General features: G+C 60.8%; 14 protein-coding genes. 7 read left to right on the top strand and 7 right to left on the bottom strand.

Annotated features, from left to right (window positions below; translation table 11 throughout):
* Positions 1-98: 98 nt before the first annotated feature.
* The 4 genes from leuA to BLL36_RS02375 form a co-directional block, all read right to left on the bottom strand.
* Entirely contained in the window at positions 99-1,778 is a 1,680-nt protein-coding gene (gene leuA / locus BLL36_RS02395; protein WP_076949866.1) for a 2-isopropylmalate synthase, read from the bottom strand.
* A 428-nt stretch (positions 1,779-2,206) separates the two neighbouring features.
* Positions 2,207-3,028: a M23 family metallopeptidase gene (locus BLL36_RS02385; RefSeq protein ID WP_076949865.1), complete on the bottom strand. Its 822-nt coding sequence runs from the start codon at positions 3,026-3,028 to the stop codon at positions 2,207-2,209.
* Positions 3,029-3,031: 3 nt separating this feature from the next.
* Complete coding sequence (xseA, locus tag BLL36_RS02380; RefSeq protein WP_076949864.1) at positions 3,032-4,411, bottom strand: exodeoxyribonuclease VII large subunit; 1,380 nt, start codon at positions 4,409-4,411, stop codon at positions 3,032-3,034.
* Positions 4,412-4,421: 10 nt separating this feature from the next.
* Positions 4,422-5,312 (bottom strand): LysR family transcriptional regulator, encoded by an 891-nt coding sequence (locus BLL36_RS02375; protein WP_076949863.1) that lies wholly within the window; start codon positions 5,310-5,312, stop codon positions 4,422-4,424.
* Between the two features lie 99 nt (positions 5,313-5,411).
* On the opposite strand from BLL36_RS02375, the gene BLL36_RS02370 reads away from it, so the two are divergent.
* From BLL36_RS02370 to guaA, 4 genes are all read left to right on the top strand, one after another.
* Entirely contained in the window at positions 5,412-6,179 is a 768-nt protein-coding gene (locus BLL36_RS02370) for a sulfite exporter TauE/SafE family protein (RefSeq protein ID WP_076949862.1), read from the top strand.
* A gap of 137 nt (positions 6,180-6,316) precedes the next feature.
* Positions 6,317-6,865 carry a sugar ABC transporter ATPase gene (locus tag BLL36_RS02365; protein WP_076949861.1) on the top strand — a complete coding sequence of 183 codons (549 nt, stop codon included), beginning with the start codon at positions 6,317-6,319 and terminating at the stop codon, positions 6,863-6,865.
* 248 nt (positions 6,866-7,113) lie between these two features.
* Entirely contained in the window at positions 7,114-8,583 is a 1,470-nt protein-coding gene (gene guaB, locus BLL36_RS02360) for an IMP dehydrogenase (protein WP_015885726.1), read from the top strand.
* Between the two features lie 81 nt (positions 8,584-8,664).
* The gene (gene guaA, locus BLL36_RS02355) at positions 8,665-10,242 is read left to right on the top strand and encodes a glutamine-hydrolyzing GMP synthase (RefSeq protein ID WP_076949860.1); all 1,578 of its coding nucleotides are present in this window, start codon (positions 8,665-8,667) and stop codon (positions 10,240-10,242) included.
* 87 nt (positions 10,243-10,329) lie between these two features.
* On the opposite strand, the gene BLL36_RS02350 is transcribed toward guaA, so the two are convergent.
* From BLL36_RS02350 to treR, 3 genes are all read right to left on the bottom strand, one after another.
* Entirely contained in the window at positions 10,330-12,633 is a 2,304-nt protein-coding gene (locus tag BLL36_RS02350) for an autotransporter family protein (RefSeq protein WP_076949859.1), read from the bottom strand.
* 468 nt (positions 12,634-13,101) lie between these two features.
* A complete protein-coding gene (locus BLL36_RS02345) occupies positions 13,102-13,941 on the bottom strand; it encodes an alpha/beta hydrolase (RefSeq protein WP_076949994.1) in 840 nt (279 codons plus the stop codon).
* A 225-nt stretch (positions 13,942-14,166) separates the two neighbouring features.
* Positions 14,167-14,871: a trehalose operon repressor gene (treR, locus tag BLL36_RS02340; RefSeq protein ID WP_076949858.1), complete on the bottom strand. Its 705-nt coding sequence runs from the start codon at positions 14,869-14,871 to the stop codon at positions 14,167-14,169.
* Between the two features lie 252 nt (positions 14,872-15,123).
* Here treR and treP point away from each other — a divergent pair, with 252 nt between their 5' ends.
* The 3 genes from treP (at position 15,124) to BLL36_RS02325 (ending at position 19,623) form a co-directional block, all read left to right on the top strand.
* On the top strand, positions 15,124-16,566 hold the full coding sequence (treP, locus tag BLL36_RS02335) for a PTS system trehalose-specific EIIBC component (RefSeq protein WP_076949857.1): 1,443 nt from the start codon (positions 15,124-15,126) through the stop codon (positions 16,564-16,566).
* A 121-nt stretch (positions 16,567-16,687) separates the two neighbouring features.
* Positions 16,688-18,334 carry an alpha,alpha-phosphotrehalase gene (treC, locus tag BLL36_RS02330; protein WP_076949856.1) on the top strand — a complete coding sequence of 549 codons (1,647 nt, stop codon included), beginning with the start codon at positions 16,688-16,690 and terminating at the stop codon, positions 18,332-18,334.
* A 68-nt stretch (positions 18,335-18,402) separates the two neighbouring features.
* The gene (locus BLL36_RS02325; RefSeq protein ID WP_076949855.1) at positions 18,403-19,623 is read left to right on the top strand and encodes a maltoporin; all 1,221 of its coding nucleotides are present in this window, start codon (positions 18,403-18,405) and stop codon (positions 19,621-19,623) included.
* Positions 19,624-19,682 lie beyond the last annotated feature (59 nt).

The raw sequence follows: 19,682 nt of genomic DNA, 5'->3' as shown, positions 1-19,682 counted from the left end.
AAATGTGGGAGCGGGCTTGCTCGCGAAGAGGCCCGCCCAGCCAACAAAAAAGGCCCCTGAGTTCTCACCCAGAGGCCTTTCCACATTTGAGCAGCCCGTTACGCCGCTTTCGCTTCCTGTTGGCTCAACGAGCGGTTCAGCGCACTGAACAGCGCCTTGAAGCTCGCGGTCGTGATGTTTTCATCGATACCCACGCCATGCACCGGACGCTCGCCATTCACGCGCAACTCGATGTACGCCGCCGCTTTAGCGTTGGTACCCGCACCAATCGCATGTTCGTTGTAATCCATGATCTCCACACCAATCGGCAAGCCCGCCACCAATGCTTCCAGCGCGCCGTTGCCTTTGCCTTTCCAGTGCAGGTTGGTTTCGCCCTGGCCCTTGCCCGAGACTTCCACCTCGACAAAGCTGTTGCCGTTCTCTTCCTGCAAGCGGTGGCTGACCAGCGCGTACGGGGTGTTGGCTTGCAGGTACTCACGCTGCAGCAAGGCGTAGATCTGCGGCGCGGTCATTTCCAGGCCGACGCGGTCGGTCTCGGCCTGCACCACCTGGCTGAATTCGATCTGCATACGGCGCGGCAAGCTGATGTCGTATTCCTGCTCGAGCAGGTAGGCGATGCCGCCCTTGCCCGACTGGCTGTTCACGCGGATCACCGCTTCGTAGCTGCGGCCGATGTCGGCGGGGTCGATCGGCAGGTACGGTACTTCCCATAACGCATCGTCTTTCTGCTGGGAGAAGCCCTTGCGGATCGCGTCCTGGTGAGAGCCGGAGAACGCGGTGTGCACCAGGTCGCCGACATAGGGGTGACGTGGGTGCACCTGGATCTGGTTGCACTCCTCGACGACCTTGCGCACGCCGTCGATGTCGGAGAAGTCCAGCTGCGGGTCGAGGCCCTGGGTGTACATGTTCAAGGCCACGGTGACCAGGTCGACGTTACCGGTACGCTCGCCGTTGCCGAACAGGCAGCCTTCGACGCGGTCGGCGCCGGCCATCAGGCCCAGCTCGGTAGCGGCCACGCCGGTGCCACGGTCGTTGTGGGTGTGCAGGCTGATGATCACGCTGTCACGGCGGTTGATATGGCGACCGAACCACTCGATCTGGTCGGCATAGATATTCGGCGTGGCGCATTCCACCGTGGCCGGCAGGTTGAGGATCATCTTGTGCTCGGGCGTCGGGTTCCACACCTCGATCACCGCATCACAGACTTCCTTGGCGAACTCCAGCTCAGTGGCACTGAAGGTCTCGGGGGAATATTCGAAGGTCCACTGGGTTTCCGGCTGCTGCGCGGCATATTTGACGAACAGCTTGGCGGCGTTGACCGCGATGGCCTTGATGCCGTCCTTGTCCTGGTTGAACACAATGCGGCGGAACGACGGCGAAGTGGCATTGTACAAATGCACGATGGCTTTCTTGGCGCCGCGCAGGGATTCGAAGGTGCGCGCAATCAAGTCTTCACGGCCCTGGGTCAGCACCTGGATGGTGGTGTCCTCGGGGATGTGGTTGTCTTCGATCAGGGTGCGCACGAAGTCGAAATCGGTTTGCGACGCGGCCGGGAACGAGGCTTCGATTTCCTTGACGCCCACAGCCACCAGCGTCTTCCAGAAGCGCAGCTTTTTCGCCGCGTCCATCGGCTCGATCAGCGACTGGTTGCCATCACGCAGGTCGGAACTGCACCAGATCGGCGCGGTGGTGATGGTTTTCGAAGGCCAGGTGCGGTCCGGGATATCAATGGTCGGAAACGCGCGGTACTTCGAAGACGGGTCTTTGAGCATGCTCATCGGGAAATCCTTTGTTGTAGGGGCCGAGAAAAGGCGGCCTGCCGTAGAACTGTTTTTGGGATGTTTTCTAGAGACGAGGCAGATCGATTCAGCCTGGCAGTCGTGCGCTGACTAGGCACAGGCTGCGGTGCTGGCGGAGCTGAATGAGGGTGTGAGAGGTTTTCATAAGCTCAACCCTAACCGCCGGGGTGAAAGATGGCAAGCTGCGGATAAAAATTGAGATAACTTCTGTTATTGGTGTAGGAATCGAGATATTTTTGCCAAAAATCTGGGTTTTTTGCGCTTTATTTGCGTTGTGTTTATCAGCTACGCAATTGAGGTGACTGGCCTGGCGCCATCGCAGGCAAGCCAGCTCCCACACTTGGAATGCGCTCACCTGTGGGAGACGGGCTTGCCCGCGATGAGGGCCGTCGCCTCGCCCCTTTATATCAAGGCTGGAACGCGCCAATAAAGATCGCCGGATCAACCCGCGCATCGTTCAGGCTGACATTCCAGTGCATGTGCGGTCCGGTTGCGCGGCCCGTCGAGCCGACCTTGCCCACCACTGCGCCGCGCGCCAGTTGCTGGCCCACTTTCACGTCGATCGTCGACATGTGACAGAACATGCTGATAAAGCCCTGGCCGTGGTCGACAAATACCGTGTTGCCATTGAAGAAATAGTTGCCCACCAGAATCACTTTACCGTTCGCCGGGGTCTTGATCGGCGTGCCGGCGGGCACGGCGAAGTCCAGGCCCGAATGGGGATTACGCTCTTCACCGTTGAAGAACCGTCGCACGCCAAACTTGCTCGACAGCGGCCCGTTCACCGGTTTGTCGAGCACCAGGTTGCTCGGCAGGTTCGGGCTGAAACTGCGGTAGGCCTTGATCTGCACCGCCAGCTCCGACTCGATGCGCTTGAGCTGCGCCGGGTCGGGGTTCACCTGGCTTTTGTTTTTCAGGGTGATGCGTTGCTCCGGGTACTTTTTGTAACCGACGATAAACGGCAAGGTACGCCCACCGCTGCTGATGCGCTCGTTGCCCGGCTTGACCGTCAATGGGATGCCGACGATCGCCAGCCAGGTGTCCGCCTCCTTCACCACCAGGACGGGCTTGCCCTGATAGGTGGCTTTGGGCGCCGCTGCCGCAGGCCCTAGTTCAACCACGGCCACGCCACCCGGCACCGGTTTGTTCAAGGTGCGGGTGATGTAGCTGTCGGCGTGGGCGTTGAAGGCAAGGCAAAACAACATCAGCAGGCTAAAGAAACGTGGCATCAATCAATCCAATAATGAAAGGGTGACAGGTGTCAGGTGGTTGTCTTCCACCCGCACTTGCAATTGGCCTTCACCGAGGCGCGCGGTCAGGCGCTGGCCGGTGTGGGTTTGCGCTGCATTGCGAATCGCCTGGCCGCGCTCGTCCAGCAAGATGCTGTAGCCACGGCCCAGGGTTGCCAGTGGGCTGACCACGTGCAGCGTCTGCATCTGGCTCTGCAATTGCAGGCGCCGCGCCTTGAGGCCTTCGCGCATGGCACGGGGCAGGCGTTCGGCGAGGCTGTCCAGACGCTGGCGCAGCAGGGCCAGTTGACGGCCCGGATGTTGGCCGGCGAGGCGGGTCTCCAGGCGGATCAGGCGTTCGCGACGGGTGTTGAGGCCACGCTCGAACGCGCGGCGCAGGCGCATGTCCAGGTCGTCCAGGCGCTGGGCCTGCTGGCGCAGACGTTCGCCGGGGTGGCGCAGGCGCCGGGCCATGCCTTCCAGGCGCAGGCGGTCATGGCGCAGGCGGTTACGCATCAGCATTACCAGGCGGCGGTGCAGGTTCTCGACCTGGCGCACCAGGTGGCTGGCGTCCGGTGCCAGCAATTCAGCGGCGGCGGAGGGGGTAGGGGCGCGCACGTCCGCCACGAAGTCGCTGATTGATACATCGGTTTCATGCCCGACGGCGCTGACGATGGGCGTGACGCAGGCGTCCACCGCGCGCGCCACCGCCTCTTCGTTGAAGCACCAGAGGTCTTCCAGCGAACCGCCGCCACGGGCCAGGATCAGCGCGTCGAAGCCGCGGGCGTCGGCGAGTTTCAGCGCACGGACGATCTGCGTGATGGCTTCGCGACCTTGCACGGCGGTGGGGATCAGCGTCAGTTCGATGTTGGGTGCACGGCGGCGGAACACGCTGATGATGTCGCGGATCACCGCGCCGGTCGGCGAACTGATAATGCCAATGCGCCGAGGATGCGCCGGCAGCGGCACCTTGCGCTCGGCGCTGAACAGGCCTTCGGCGCTGAGCTTTTCCTTCAACGCATCGAAAGCCAGGCGCAACGCACCGTCACCGGCCGGCTCCACGGTGTCGAGGATCAGTTGGTAATCGCCACGGCCTTCGAACAGCGAGACCTTGCCGCGCACTTTTACCGCCAGGCCGTCCTTCAACGCCTGGCGTACCCGCGCGGCATTGTTGCGAAACAGTGCACAACGCACCTGGGCGCCGCTGTCCTTGAGGGTGAAATACACGTGGCCAGAAGCCGGGCGGGCGAGGTTGGAGATCTCGCCTTCGACCCAGATATTGGTGAACACGTCTTCGAGCAACACCCGCGCGCGGCCGTTGAGTTGGCTGACAGTCAGGACTTCGCGGTCCAGGCCCAGTCGGGCAAAGGGATCTTTAATCATGGACGGCAGTTTATAGGCATTCGTGCAAGGTTTGACAGAACTGCTCCACCAGCGCGCTCGGCGCCTGCGCGCAGGCCAGGGCCACGGTGCTGAGGCAGTCCGGGTCGGCCAGGGGCAAAAAATGCAGGTTGGCCGGGGCAATGTCCTGCATGGATTTTGGTAACAAGGCAATACCGAAGCCGGCCTGGATCAGCTGCAGCTGGGTGGTCTTGCGTGACATTACCCGCGCGGCCTTGGGAAAAAATCCCGCGCGCATGCACAACTCGGCTGACAGATAACTCAGGCCGCCGCGCTGGGGATGAGGAATGGAGATAAACGCTTCGTCCTTGAGCTGCGCCAATTCTACTGGCGTGTTGCTGCCCACCAAGGGATGGTTGGGCGGCACCGCCAGCCATAACGGCTCGCTGTACAAAGGCACCACACGCACGCCGTCACGCTGACGCAACACGGGCAGGCGCAGCAGCCCAACGTCCAGGCGGCCGTCGGCGATGTCTTCCAACTGCGCTTCGGAGGACAGCTTGGCGATATCCATCGACACCCCGGGGCTGCGCTCCAGCCAAGTGCTGATGCCTTGCAGCAGCGGGCCGCTCATCGGCACCGTGCTCGAATGGCTCAGGCGCAGCGTGCCCCGTTCGCCGTTGCCCACTTGGGTCGCCATTTCACCCGCCTTGAGCAACTCACTCAGCAGGTTGCGTGCTCGCGGGTAGAACGCTTCACCCGCCGCCGTGAGCCGGGGTTGGCGCGCGGTGCGTTCGAACAGTGCGGTCTGCAGTTGGGTTTCCATGGCCTTGATCTGCCGACTCAAGGCCGATTGCGCCACGAACAGGCGTTCGGCGGCGGCACTGAAGCTGCCGCTGTCGACGATTTCAACGAAGTAACGCAGTTGGCGGGTGGAAATCACGCGTCATGCCTTTTCAAGATAGGTCGAGGGCTTTGAAGATATTAGTCGCATCACTCGCCATTGGCTAAAGTGAAGCGCTCTCGAATAAGGAATTGCCCAATGAGCCCGGTTGAGCTGATGAGTCAGTGGTCGTTTGGCGGTGTGGACTGGCTGATTATCGGCCTGGGCATTGTCGTGGCGTACATCGTGTTTGGCATCGCCGGCTTCGGTACCGCCTTGGTGGCGGGACCACTGCTGATCCTGTTCATGCCGCTGTCGAAAATCATCCCGCTGCTGGTGCTGCTGGATTTTGTGGCGGCGTTCGGCAACCTGCTGCAATCGCGGCGGGACGTGAACAAAGCGGAACTGCTGCGATTACTGCCGTGCATGGCCATAGGCTGCACATTGGGCGTGGTGTTCCTGCTCAACCTGCATTCGGACCTGCTGCTGTTGCTGATGGGCCTGTTTATCAGCGCCTACGCGATCTACAGCCTGGCGGTAAAGGCGCGGCCCACGCAGTTGGCGGCGGGCTGGTCGATTCCCATGGGCACGGTCGGCGGCTTGTTTGGCGCATTGTTCGGCAGCGGCGGCTTTTTATATGCGCTCTACCTGAACAGCCGTCTGCCCAAGGACGCGGCGCGGGCCACCCAGAGTGCGCTGATCAGTTGCAGCACGGTGGTGCGCCTGAGCCTGTTCCTTATCGCCGGGGTGTATGCGGATCTGCCCTTGTTGATGCTGGCGGTTTGTCTGTTGCCGGCGATGGCGCTGGGGTTGTGGTGCGGGCGCGGGCTGACGATGCGGATGTCCCGTGAGGCGTTTGTAAGGGTGGTGACCTGGTTGGTGCTGGCGAGCGGGATTGCGTTGATCGGGCGGTACTTGAGTGCTTGACCTGATTTTTTCAGGGATTAAGCTGCCAGCCTTCAAGGCCCTATCGCGGGCAAGCCCGGCTCCCACAGTTGATCCCATTCCAATGTGGGAGCCGGGCTCGCCCGCGATGGCGTCAGTGGCCACACCGCAGGACTCCCATGAACTCCCAAAGCATCCTTGTCCCGAAAATCTCCACCTTGCCCGTCCACGAACCCCGCGCCCGGGCGATCGTGCGCTGGTTGGTGCGCAAGAACATCGTCAAGGAAGAACTCACCACCTGCGGGCGCACCGGCAACCGCATGGGCTATGCCCTGGCCGACGGTGCCCGCGCGGTGGTGCTGCATCCCGAAGCGTTGCCGTTCAACGAGCCGATCAATGGCCTGGAAATCATCTACAAGCGCTGCATCTACACGCCCGCCAAGGGCTTTCTTGAAGAAGCCGGCTGCCCCGAATGCCTGAAAGAAGTCGGCGAAGCGCTGTTCGACAGCCTGGAAGACTGGATGCCCGGCCACACCGACAACTTCACCTGCCCGTTGTGCGGGCATGAAGATGACATCAACGGCTTCCTGTTCCTGCAGGAATGCGGGTTTTCCAACCTGGGATTTATCTTCAACAACTGGGCGGAGGCGGGGTTCAAGCAGAGCTTTATCGACGAATTTGCCGACTGGCTGGACCAGAAGATCGCCTGGGTCAAAGTCGAGCTGTAACCCCTCCTATCCGTGATCGTTCCCACGCTCCGCGTGGGAATGCCGCCTTGGACGCTCTGCGTCCCGCCTTAAAGTCCTGACGCGGAGCGTCACAGGATGCATTCCCACGCAGAGCGCGGGAACGATCAGGTGGAGCCAGATTTCTCCATCTATCACTATTCCCAAATATGTCAGAGTTTTACATTGAGGCCTGAGGGGTGTCTGAGTATAATGACGCGCTTCCATTTTCCCGCTCGGGAGCCCCCGCGATGCTGCGTATCAGCCAAGAAGCTCTGACATTCGACGACATTCTCCTAGTGCCCGGTTATTCCGAGGTGCTCCCTAACGAAGTCAGTCTCAAGACCCGCCTAACCCGTGGCATCGAGCTGAATATTCCCCTGGTTTCCGCTGCCATGGACACCGTCACCGAAGCCCGTCTGGCCATCGCCATGGCCCAGGAAGGCGGCATCGGCATCATCCACAAGAACATGACCATCGAGCAGCAAGCTGCCGAAGTGCGCAAGGTCAAGCGTTACGAAGCCGGTGTGGTGAAAGATCCAATCACCATCGAAGCCGACGCCACCGTACGCGACCTGTTCGAATTGACCCGCCTGCACAATATCTCCGGCGTTCCGGTACTGCACGATGGCGACCTGGTCGGCATCGTCACCTCCCGTGACGTGCGTTTCGAGAACCGTCTTGAAGTCACCGTCCGCGAAGTGATGACGCCTAAAGAGCGCCTGGTCACGGTCAAGGAAGGCGCCGACAAGAACGATGTGCGCGAGCTGCTGCACAAGCACCGCATCGAGCGCGTGCTGATCGTCGATGACAAATTCGCGCTCAAGGGCATGATGACCGTCAACGACATCGAAAAAGCCAAGGCTTACCCGCTGGCCAGCAAGGATGACCAAGGTCGTCTGCGCGTCGGCGCCGCCGTCGGTACCGGCAAAGACACCGGCGACCGCGTTTCGGCCCTGGTCGCTGCCGGTGTTGACGTGGTGGTGGTCGACACCGCCCACGGTCATTCCAAAGGCGTGATCGACCGCGTGCGCTGGGTCAAGCAGAACTTCCCTGACGTACAAGTGATCGGCGGCAACATCGCCACCGGCGCCGCCGCCAAGGCCCTGGCCGAAGCTGGCGCGGATGCGGTCAAGGTCGGTATCGGCCCTGGCTCGATCTGCACCACGCGGATCGTCGCCGGCGTGGGCGTGCCGCAAATCAGCGCCATCGCCAACGTCGCCGCAGCCCTTGAAGGCACCGGCGTGCCGTTGATCGCCGACGGCGGCATCCGTTTCTCCGGTGACCTGTCCAAGGCCATCGTGGCCGGTGCTTCCTGCGTGATGATGGGCTCGATGTTCGCCGGTACCGAAGAGGCGCCAGGCGAGATCGAACTGTTCCAGGGCCGTTCCTACAAGGCTTACCGCGGCATGGGTTCGCTGGGCGCGATGTCCCAGGCGCAAGGTTCTTCGGACCGTTACTTCCAGGACTCCTCGGCAGGCGCCGAGAAGCTCGTCCCGGAAGGCATCGAAGGCCGTGTGCCCTACAAGGGCACCCTGAGCGCGATCATCCACCAACTGATGGGCGGCCTGCGTTCCTCGATGGGCTACACCGGCAGCGCCGACATCGAAGAAATGCGCACCAAGCCAGAGTTCGTACGGATCACCGGCGCCGGCATGGCTGAATCCCATGTCCACGACGTGCAGATCACCAAGGAAGCGCCAAACTACCGCGTAGGTTGAAGCTTCCAGCAAAACGTTAAGTAACCGGGGCTGTTCTTTCAGCCCCGAGTTGTTTCTGATTCATTAGACGAGACTGACTTCATGGCCCTCGACATTCACGCCCACCGCATCCTGATCCTCGATTTCGGTTCCCAGTACACCCAACTGATCGCCCGCCGCGTGCGCGAAATCGGCGTGTACTGCGAGCTGCACCCGTTCGACATGGATGACGAAGCGATTCGCGAATTCGCGCCCAAAGGCGTCATCCTCGCCGGTGGCCCCGAGTCCGTGCACGAAGCCGACAGCCCGCGTTGCCCGCAAGCGGTATTCGACCTCGGCGTGCCGGTCTTCGGCATCTGCTACGGCATGCAGACCATGGCTGAACAACTGGGCGGCAAGGTTGAAGGTTCCGAACTGCGTGAATTCGGTTACGCCCGTGTCGACGTGGTCGGCAAGAGCCGCCTGCTGGACGGCATCGAAGACCACATCGACGCCGACGGCCTGTTCGGCCTCGACGTGTGGATGAGCCACGGTGACAAGGTCACCAAGATGCCGCAGGACTTCCACATCCTGGCCAGCACCCCGAGCTGCCCGATCGCCGGCATGTTCAGCGACGAGCGCCGTTACTACGGCGTGCAGTTCCACCCGGAAGTGACCCACACCAAGCAAGGCGGGCGCATCCTGTCGCGCTTCATCCTCGACATCTGCGAATGTGAAGCCCTGTGGACCCCGTCGAAAATCGCTGAAGACGCCATCGCCAACGTCCGCGCCCAGGTCGGTACCGACAACGTGCTGCTCGGCCTGTCCGGCGGCGTCGACTCCTCCGTGGTCGCCGCGCTGCTGCACAAAGCCATCGGCGACCAGCTGACCTGCGTCTTCGTCGACAACGGCCTGCTGCGCCTGCACGAAGGCGAGCAAGTGATGGCCATGTTCGCCGAGAACATGGGCGTCAAGGTGATCCGCGCCAACGCCGAAGAGCAGTTCCTCGACAACCTGGCCGGCGAGTCCGACCCGGAGAAGAAGCGCAAGATCATCGGCCGTACCTTCATCGACGTATTCGATGCCCAGGCCAAACACCTGGACAACATCAAGTACCTAGCCCAAGGCACCATCTACCCCGACGTGATCGAATCGGCCGGCGCCAAGAGCGGCAAGGCCCACGTGATCAAGTCCCACCACAACGTGGGCGGCTTGCCCGAGGAAATGAACCTCAAGCTGGTCGAACCGCTGCGCGAACTGTTCAAGGACGAAGTCCGCCGTCTGGGCCTGGAACTCGGCCTGCCGTACGACATGGTCTACCGCCACCCCTTCCCGGGCCCGGGTCTGGGTGTGCGCATCCTCGGTGAAGTGAAAAAGGAATACGCCGACCTGCTGCGTCGCGCCGACCACATCTTCATCGAAGAACTGCGCAAGGCCGACTGGTACCACAAGGTCAGCCAGGCCTTCGTAGTGTTCCAGCCGGTGAAATCGGTGGGCGTTGTGGGTGACGGCCGTCGTTACGCGTGGGTTGTGGCGTTGCGTGCGGTGGAAACCATCGACTTCATGACAGCGCGTTGGGCGCATCTGCCGTATGAACTGCTGGAGACGGTCAGCGGGCGGATCATCAATGAGATTGAGGGTATCTCGCGCGTTACTTATGACGTGTCGAGCAAGCCGCCGGCGACGATTGAGTGGGAATGATCTTCAACAACCTGTTCTATAGGTAAGAGATCGCTTCAAATAACAAAACCCGCCTTGGCGGGTTTTGTTGTTTTAGGCGAAGACGTATCAGAAATCGTAACGCACATTCGCAGTAAAGGTGTCCGCGTCGAAACCACTGCTGGTCAGGTAGTTGTACATACCGCCCACGGTCCACGCGCCCACGCGGTAGTTCGCGCCCAGTCCCAGCTCATAGCTGTCGCGCGCGGGTGTTGCGCCTGTGGTGGTGAACGGGGTGCCGCCGAGTACGAAGGTGGAGGTGGTGCTGGCCTTGTCGCCGATGAAATCGTGCCAGGCCATCAGCTTGGCTTCGGGTTCCAGGCTGCCCGCGCCTACGTCAAAAGCGGCCGCCAGACGGGCGCCCAGGCCCATTTCGCCGGTTTCATAGCGCTGCTTGCCGACGTTGAGGGCGGCCGAGCTGCCTTTTTCACGGTACGAATCAATCGATACGTTGGCATAGCGCGCACCGACCTGTGGTTCCAGCAGCCACTGCTTGTCGAGCTGGAAGGTGTAGCCTGCCAGTGCGTTGACGCCGAAGATTTCACTGTCGTAGTTGCCCTTGGCGCGGGTGCCGGCGATGTAGCGTTTGGACTCGTTGTCATTCCAGCCATACATCAGCGAGGTGTCGACGAAGAAGTTGTCACGGGCCCAGTTGCCGTACAGGGTCAGTGCATGGCCGCTGACGTCGGTCTTGTTGCCCAGGTCGGATTTGACGTCGCTGGTCAGGTAGCTGTAAGCCAGGCCCACGGTGGTGTCGGTGTTGAGCTTGCCATCGGCACCCACGGCGATGCCGTTGGTGTTGGCGTCATAGCCGTCGATGCCGTGGCGGCTGTCCTGGTTGGCATTGCTGGACAGCGCTTGCAGCCATACCCCTTGTTCTGCCAGGACGTCACCCGAGGAGAGGCCGCTACGCGCCTTGCTGGCGCGGCGGTTGATGGCACTTGCGACCAGGTTTTGGCTGTTGGTGGCGGCGTTGATCGCCCCACGGCTGACATCCGGAGTCAGGGTTTCGGCAAGTTTGGCCAGGTCTTCGCTGGTGGCGGCGTTGGCGAAACGCTGGAACACCGGGTCGCTTTCGTCCATCTGGCCGAGGACCGTGTTTTTGAACGGCTTGATGGCGTTCACCGCGTTGCGCGAACCACGCGCACCCAGCAGGTCCTGTGTGATTACCTCATCGCTGCGGGTGGCAACCAGTGCTTTCACGTCCTGGCCTTCGATGCCGAAGTTCCTCACCTCAAGCAGCGCCGAGGAGGACACCACGGACAGGTTCTGCGGGTCTTCCCAAGTGCCGGAATTGATGAGGGTGTAGCGGGTGCCCTGGGCTGGCGTGCGGAAGTCGTCGGAACGAGCCTGCAGTTCGATCTGGCTGCCTGCAGAGAAGTAGGTATTGCCGGTGACTTTCAGGATCGGCGCGTTGGGCAGTGTGTTGTTGTCCAGCAGCAGGCGCAGGCGCGCAGTGGCGCTGTCCATGTCGAGGTCGCCCACAATCGTCGTCTGCGGACGAAGCAGCGTCAGGCGGCCGCCGTCGATATCGACGAAACCGGCGCGGATGGTCGAGCCATCGAACATCGCATCCCCTTGCACCAGCACACCACTCAGGCCCAGCACATCACCCTTTACTTGCCCCCCTTGCCAGTAGAAATACGAAGGGGAGGAATTGTCGTCCGCCGAAATGGCTGCCGTGCCGCCTTCGATCAGGCCGCCTGTCTGCCTGATGGAAAAGAGGCTGGAACCGCCGGAGGTGTCGAGACTGCGAAAGCGGATACCGATGCCTTCGGCGGAGATAGTCCCGCTGTTGTTGACATCGCTCGTGAAGGGAGCGCCTGTCATCTGACCGGTAAAGCGGGCTTCCTCGATATCGATACCCATAGAGTCGATGCCGCGCGCGGTGATAGTGCCCGAGTTATTGACGCGCGCCTGGGTCGAGGTGATCAGCATGCCTTCGGCTTTGTCGCCAGTCACAGTGATGTTGCCGTTGTTGTTCACTTCACCCGCGATGGTCGCCAGATATACATCCAACCCGACGACGGAGTTGCCGCTCACCGTAATGTCGCCATTATTTACCAGGTCACCAGCGACGTTGGAATTGAGGGTCATGGCGATACCGGACGGAAAGTCTGTAGGGTTCGCGGCCGTCAGGTTTATTTTGCCCTGGTTGACCAGGTTGCCCGCCAGGGTCACATTGCGCAGCTCTACACCTGAGTTTTGCGACGTGCCGGTGAAGGTAGCGTTATTGAAGACATCGCCGGAGCTGAGGTATGCCCCTGTGCTCAAGTCGTAGTTGAGGTCGGGCACGGGGGCGGCATGCACGGCGGTAGTGGCAGTTGCGACGGACAGGGCCAACAACGAGCGGCGCAGGTGGGAAATGTTCATGGCAGTATCCTTACAGGGCAGAAAACTGACAGGGAACTACCTACGCGTCAGCGTCTTTTTTTGGCTTCCCTGCCAGCTTGTCAGTGAAATGCTGATTCAAGCGCGCCGAAATTTACACGATGCTTGTAGGGCAATTCATCATAAAAATGACCAATGACATAAAATCAGCCAAAAAATGCGACGCTCCAGCTATTTTTTGAGTCCTTATTGGGTTATCCAGCAATAATCGGAACTTAGGGGTGGCGTTGCGGTCGCGCCTGGTGAAGCACTAAGGGGATAGGTTTCTACACAACTTTGTAGTGAGCGGGCTTGTCCCGCGCTGGGTGGCGAAGCCGCCTCCATTAGAGACTCCCGCCGAGTATCAGATGAATCCAGGTCGCTTGGTTTGGGGCTGCTTCGCAGCCCAGCGCGGGACAAGCCCGCTCACTACAGATGTTCGCAAGCCCTCAAAGTGGATACCCATTTTTTCTACGGGGGAGGGCACCCGGGTGTTTTTGAACGGACCGGCGCGCCGTTGATTTCAGATCGCTCATGCGCCAGCGGCGTTTTAACCCACCGGCTCCACACCGCTTCCCACCCGCTGTCATGGCCTGCTCCGGGTACATGGACGCATTGGGAGAGGGGCGAGCCCAGCGCCTGTTGGTAGCTGGCAGCTAAACCAGCTGGAATAATCAGGTCCTCTTCCCCGATCATATGACGCTGGGGTATCAAGACGAGTCGATCACGATAGTCCAGCGGATCCAGTGAACCGTCGAGTGGCGACAGCCCTTTCATCGTCGCCCACAGGCGCGGACTGAGATTGCCGGCAAGGGTTTGTACCTGGGTAACATCACTGCGCTGCGCCGCCAACAATAAGGCGAGAGCGGCTCCGCCTGAATACCCCACCAGTTCGAATTCGCTGTTGCCATATTGCCCTTTTAATTCGTCCAGCCCCTGGCTGAGGCGGGTGACCACTTCCTGGGAAAATCGTCGATGGGTCCAGAGTGCTGGTTGGCAGGCTGCGGTCATCAGGAACTGGCAGGGACGTGCCAGGTAGGCATTCGGTGTTGGATCATCGACCGCCAGTCGGGGCACTAACAGATTGTGCGGGCTCGGATCCAGGCTGGGTTGGGTGGCCGTCGCCCACGCATGGCCATCGCCTTCCAGGTAGACACGCAGGCGCGTCGTCCTTTCTGCAGTGCGTGGCGCAAGTATGAGGAGCGGGAAGGCATGCCCCGGCAGGACCTCCAACTGTCGGCCGTGTTCGTCAGCCAGTTGTTGCAGTGCCTCGCGCGGCGACTGGCAGGCGATGAGAAGCGCGCTGACCATTACTATCGAGGCTTTGTAGACGCCGGTCAGTGTTCGACGACAGAGGAAGTAACTACTCAACGCAAAAACCATGGGCGCTCCAAAAAGAGCTGCCGCCACAGACCGACCGCACAGCAAGGGGGGTTAGCCAATGCCAGTCAGTGATGCCGACTGGCATTTTTTTGGGTAAAAAACCGAAGCAAAAGCGGCTAATGGCCGTTTGCCCCTTCACCCAGCGCGCAGACCTCACCGCCGTGCAACATCCGAGAAGTAAAACTTATCCAATGTATGCCGCGACTCGGTGTACTCGAACTGCCGCCCATCCTGCAAGAACGTCTGGTTACTCACCACAATCACATGGCTTTGCCCGTCAAGGTCCAGGTGTGCCTGGTCGTCCTTGCTGCGGGGCAGGGCTTCGATGGTGCGCTGGGCGTAGCTGATCTGCAATTGCAGGGTCTGCTCGATAAACGCGTAGATCGATTGTTCGGCAATCACGCGGTCCAGGCCGGGAATCACGTCGGCGACGAAGTGGTTGATGTCGAGGATCACGCGTTTGCCGCCGATACGCCGCACGCGCTTGATGCGCGTGATCAGAGCGCCGGGTTCGGCTTCGATGTGTTGCAGCAGTGCGCCTTCGAGCGGCAACTGGGTGAATTCGACCACTTCGGTGTGTACGTCGTCGCCCAGGTCGGCGTGGGTTTCGTGGAAGCTGACGATGCCGCCCAGTTGGAACTCAATCGGGTTGGGTGACAACACGAAGGTGCCCTTACCGTGGATCTTTTGCGCAAAGCCGCGCTCCTGCAACTGCTCGATGGCGCGGCGCACGGTACCGCGGCTGGCCTGGTAGCTGTCCATCAGTTCGGTTTCGGAGGGAAGGCGCGTGCCACGTTGCAGGCGTTCGGTGGTGATGCTGGCAAGCAGATCCGTATAGATCTGGTTGTATTTGCTCATGGCGTTGGCTCTGTGCCCGGCGTGATGAAGGTGTACTGCGCGGTCAAGGCAGGAACCTTAGTGGCACCGTGCAAGTTTGTCCATTAGACCCTTTGATTCATGCGGCTTGCAGCGGTTCGACGGCCTGCAAAATTAAACAATGTGTAACTCGTACAGACGAGTTGTTGCTTTAACTCGTCTGTACGAGTACTTTTGCTTTCGGCGTGCTGCCAATGACTGCCCCCAATAAAAAAATCAAAGTGGAAACCAAGCATGAGCCACGACTATCCGACTATCGCCCGCGAGGTCCTCGAGCACCTCGGGGGCCGCGACAACGTTGAGCAAGCTGCCCATTGCGTGACACGCCTGCGCCTGGCGCTCAAGGACCCGAGCCGGGTCAATGGCAGCGCGTTGAACCAGGTCGACCTGGTCAAGGGTTCGTTCTTTACCGGCGGCCTGTTCCAGGTGGTGATCGGCCCCGGCGAAGTGGAAAAGGTCTACGCTGCCCTGCGCGAGCAGACCGGCCTCGCCGCCGCCACCATAGCCGACGTGAAGAAGAAAGGCGCCGATAAGACCAACGCCATGCAGCGGCTGGTGCGGGTGTTTTCCGATGTGTTCATGCCGATCCTGCCCGCGTTGATCATTGCCGGCCTGTTGATGGGCGTGAACAACCTGATGGGCGCCAAGGGCATGTTCATCGAGGGCCTGACGCTGCTGGAGGCCTACCCAAACCTGGACGGCCTGTGGAGCCTGATCAACCTGATGGCCAACACCTCGTTCGTGTTCCTGCCGGCGCTGGTGGGGTGGTCGGCGGCCAAGCGTTTTGGCGGCAGTGAAATCCTCGGCATCGTGCTGGGCCTGATGCTGGTGCACCCCGATCTGCTCAATGCCTGGAACTACGGCAAGGCCGTGGCCGGCCTCGACGGACAGAGCCTGCCGTACTTCGATATTTTCGGCTGGTTCCAGATCGAAAAGGTCGGCTATCAGGGGCAGATCCTGCCGATCCTGATGGCGGCCTATGTGATGAGCGTGATCGAGAAATGGCTGCGGGCCAGGGTGCCCAACGCGATCCAACTGCTTGTCGTGCCGATCACCACCATCGTCGTCAGCGGTGTACTGGCCCTGGCGATCATCGGCCCGGTGACCCGTCACCTCGGCATCCTGATCACTGAAGGCATGGTCACGCTGTTTGACCTGGCGCCGATGGTCGGCGGGGCGCTGTTCGGCCTGCTCTATGCGCCGCTGGTGATCACCGGCATGCATCACATGTTTCTTGCCGTGGACCTGCAGCTTATTTCGACCCAGGGCGGCACCTTTATCTGGCCGATGATCGTCATGTCCAACCTGGCCCAGGGCAGCGCGGCGCTGGCGGTGTTCTACACCAGCCGCAATGCGCGGGACAAAAGCATGGCCTCGACTTCGGCGATCTCGGCGTATTTCGGCATTACGGAGCCGGCGATGTTCGGGGTGAACCTGCGCTTCAAGTTCCCCTTTTATGCGGCGCTGATTGGCTCGGCGTTGGGCAGCGTTTTCCTGTCGCTGAACAAGGTGCAGGCGTCGGCCATCGGCGTCGGGGGCTTGCCTGGGTTTATTTCGATCGTGCCGCAATCCATCGCGGTGTTTGTGATCGGCATGGTCATCGCGATGGTGGTGCCGTTTGTTTTGACCTGTGGGTTGAGCATGAAGATTGTTCGGCCGGGTTATCGCGTCGCTTGATAGATCGCCATCGCGGGCAAGCCCGACTCCCACCTGGATTTGTGAACACATTCAAGTGTGGGAGCTGGCTTGCCTGCGATGAGGCCCTCAAGGCCAGCACACAATTATTGAAGGAACCCCCATGCAAAACTGGCAACATTCGGTGATCTACCAGATCTACCCCAAAAGCTTCCACAGCCACGCGGGTAACGCCACCGGTGACCTGCTGGGCATCGTGGACAAGCTCGACTACCTGCAATGGCTGGGCGTGGATTGCCTGTGGATCACCCCGTTCCTGCGCTCGCCGCAGCGCGACAACGGCTATGACATCAGCGACTACTACGCCATCGACCCGAGCTACGGGACCATGGCCGACTGCGACCTGCTGATCAGCGAAGCGGCCAAGCGTGGCATCAGGCTGATGCTCGACATCGTGGTCAACCACACGTCCATTGAGCACGAGTGGTTCCAGCAAGCGCGCAGCAGCCTCGACAACCCGTACCGCGACTTTTACATCTGGCGCGACCAGCCGAACAACTGGAAGTCCAAGTTCGGCGGCTCGGCCTGGGAATACGAGGCGCAAACCGGCCAGTACTTCCTGCACCTGTTCGACCACACCCAGGCCGACCTCAATTGGGACAACCCCAAGGTGCGCGCCGAGGTGTTCAAGCTGATGCGCTTCTGGCGCGACAAGGGCGTGGGCGGCTTCCGCCTGGACGTGATCAACCTGATCTCCAAGCCCGCCGATTTCCCCGAAGACAACAGCGACGGCCGCCGTTTCTACACCGATGGCCCCAACGTGCATGCGTACCTGCAGGAGATGCACCGCGAAGTCTTCGAAGGCCACGACCTGATCAACGTCGGCGAGATGTCGTCCACGCGCCTTGAGCACTGCATCCGCTACTCCAATCCGGCGTCGAAAGAGCTGTCGATGACCTTCAACTTTCATCACTTGAAAGTCGACTACCCGAACCTGCAGAAATGGGTGAAGGCCGACTTCGACTTCCTGCAACTCAAGCGGATCTTCTCCGACTGGCAAATGGGCATGCAAGCCGGTGGCGGCTGGAACGCGCTGTTCTGGTGTAACCACGACCAACCGCGGGTGGTTTCGCGCTTCGGCAATGACGGTGAGCATCGCGTGGTCTCGGCCAAGATGCTCGCCACCGCGTTGCACTTCCTCCAGGGCACGCCGTTTGTATACCAGGGCGAAGAGCTGGGTATGACCAATCCGGGCTTTGACAGGATCGAGCAATACCGCGATGTGGAGACCCTGAACATCTTTCGCCTCAAGCGCGATGCGGGCGAATCCGAGGCCTCGAGCATGGCGGCGATCATGCAGAAGTCGCGGGACAACGGGCGAACGCCGATGCAGTGGAATGCCGGGGCCAACGCTGGTTTCAGCACCGGCGAACCCTGGATCGGCATTGCGGCCAATGCCTCGAGTATCAACGTCGAACAGCAACGGGATGACCCGGATTCAGTGCTGTATCACTACCGCGCGTTGATTGCCTTGCGCCGCCATGAACCGCTGATCCAGGAAGGCGTTTATCGGCCACTGCTGCAGGACCATCTGCAGGTCTGGGCGTACCTGCGCGAAGGTCACGGCGAGCGCCTGCTGGTGCTCAATAATTTCTACGGCACGCCCTGTGAAATCCATCTGCCGCACAGCGTCATCAACCCGGCAAGCGAGCAACGCCTGCTGATCAGCAACTACCCCGACTGCCCGGTGCGTACGGGCACGGTGGCGCTGCGCCCTTACGAATCCTTTGTGCTGCACCTCAAGGATTGAGACCTGCTGTAACCCCGTGTGGGAGCACGGGGCGCTTTGAAAAACATAATAAAAAATCGGAGTGCTTTATGAAAACAACAATAAAGCTGGGCCTCGTTGCGTCTTGCCTGAGCCTGCCGTTGGGCGCTCAGGCCCTGGAATTTTCGGGGTATTTGCGCAGCGGTGTGGGGACTTCAACCGGCAGCGGCCCGCAGCAGTGTTTCCAACTGCCGGGGGCGCAAACCAAATACCGTTTGGGCAACGAATGCGAGCAGTACGGCGAGCTGGAACTGCGCCAGGACCTGCTGACCTTCGACGACGGCTCGGTGCTCAGCGTCGACGCCATGGCGTCGCTCTATAACAAGTACGACCGCCAGTTGAAGTTTCAGGGCGAGAACAACGGTGCCGCGCGCATGCCGCAGATGTATGCGCAGTGGTCCAACCTGCCCAGCCTCAATGGCGGCTCTCTGTGGGCCGGGCGGCGTTACTACAAACGCAACGACATCCACATCTCCGACTTCTACTACTGGAACCAGAGCGCCACCGGCGGCGGTATTGAGGATGTGCTGATCGGCGACCTCAAGTACAGCTATGCCATTTCCCGCAAGGACAACCTGTACCAGAAGGAATACGCCACCCGTCACGATTTCAACGTCGCGGGCTTCAAGACCAACCCCGGCGGTGAGTTGGAACTGGGCTTGAGCTACATCGAAAAAGCCGGTGGACGCGACACCAACAGCGGCTGGGCACTCACCGCGCAGCATGAGCAAAAGCCCTTCCTCGGCGGCAAGAACAAGTTCGCCTTGCAGTACGGCGAAGGCCCCGGCACCGGTCTGGGTTACACCGGCAATACCTTCCTGGAGCGCAGCAGCAAAAGTTACCGCGCCGTGGAGTTTTTTGACTGGCAGGTGACGCCGCGGTTTGGTGGGCAAGTGGAGGCGGTGTACCAGAAAGACATTCGTCCGGGCAGTCGGGACCAGACTTGGATGTCCCTTGGTGTGCGCCCGGCGTATGCCATCAGCGAGCAGCTCAAACTGGTCGCCGAGCTTGGGCATGACCAAGTCGACGCCACCGGCGGCACGCGCAAGTTGAGCAAATTCACCTTCGCCCCGACCTGGTCGCCCAAAGGCCCGGAATTCTGGGCGCGGCCGGAAGTGCGCTTGTACTACACCTATGCGACCTGGAACGAAGCGGCCAAGCGCGCGGCGAATGAGTTGGCGGCGGGGTCGGCGTTGTCCGACACCGGCTCCTACGGCACGGCGCGGCATGGGTCGAATGTGGGTGTGCAAGTCGAGTACTGGTGGAAATAACCGGGCCCAATGTGGACGCGCTTATGTGGGAGCTGGGCTTGCCCGCGATGCAGGCGACT

Source organism: Pseudomonas cedrina subsp. cedrina (assembly GCF_001983175.1).
GTDB lineage: Bacteria > Pseudomonadota > Gammaproteobacteria > Pseudomonadales > Pseudomonadaceae > Aquipseudomonas > Aquipseudomonas cedrina.
This window is presented reverse-complemented; position numbering and strand designations above follow the sequence as displayed.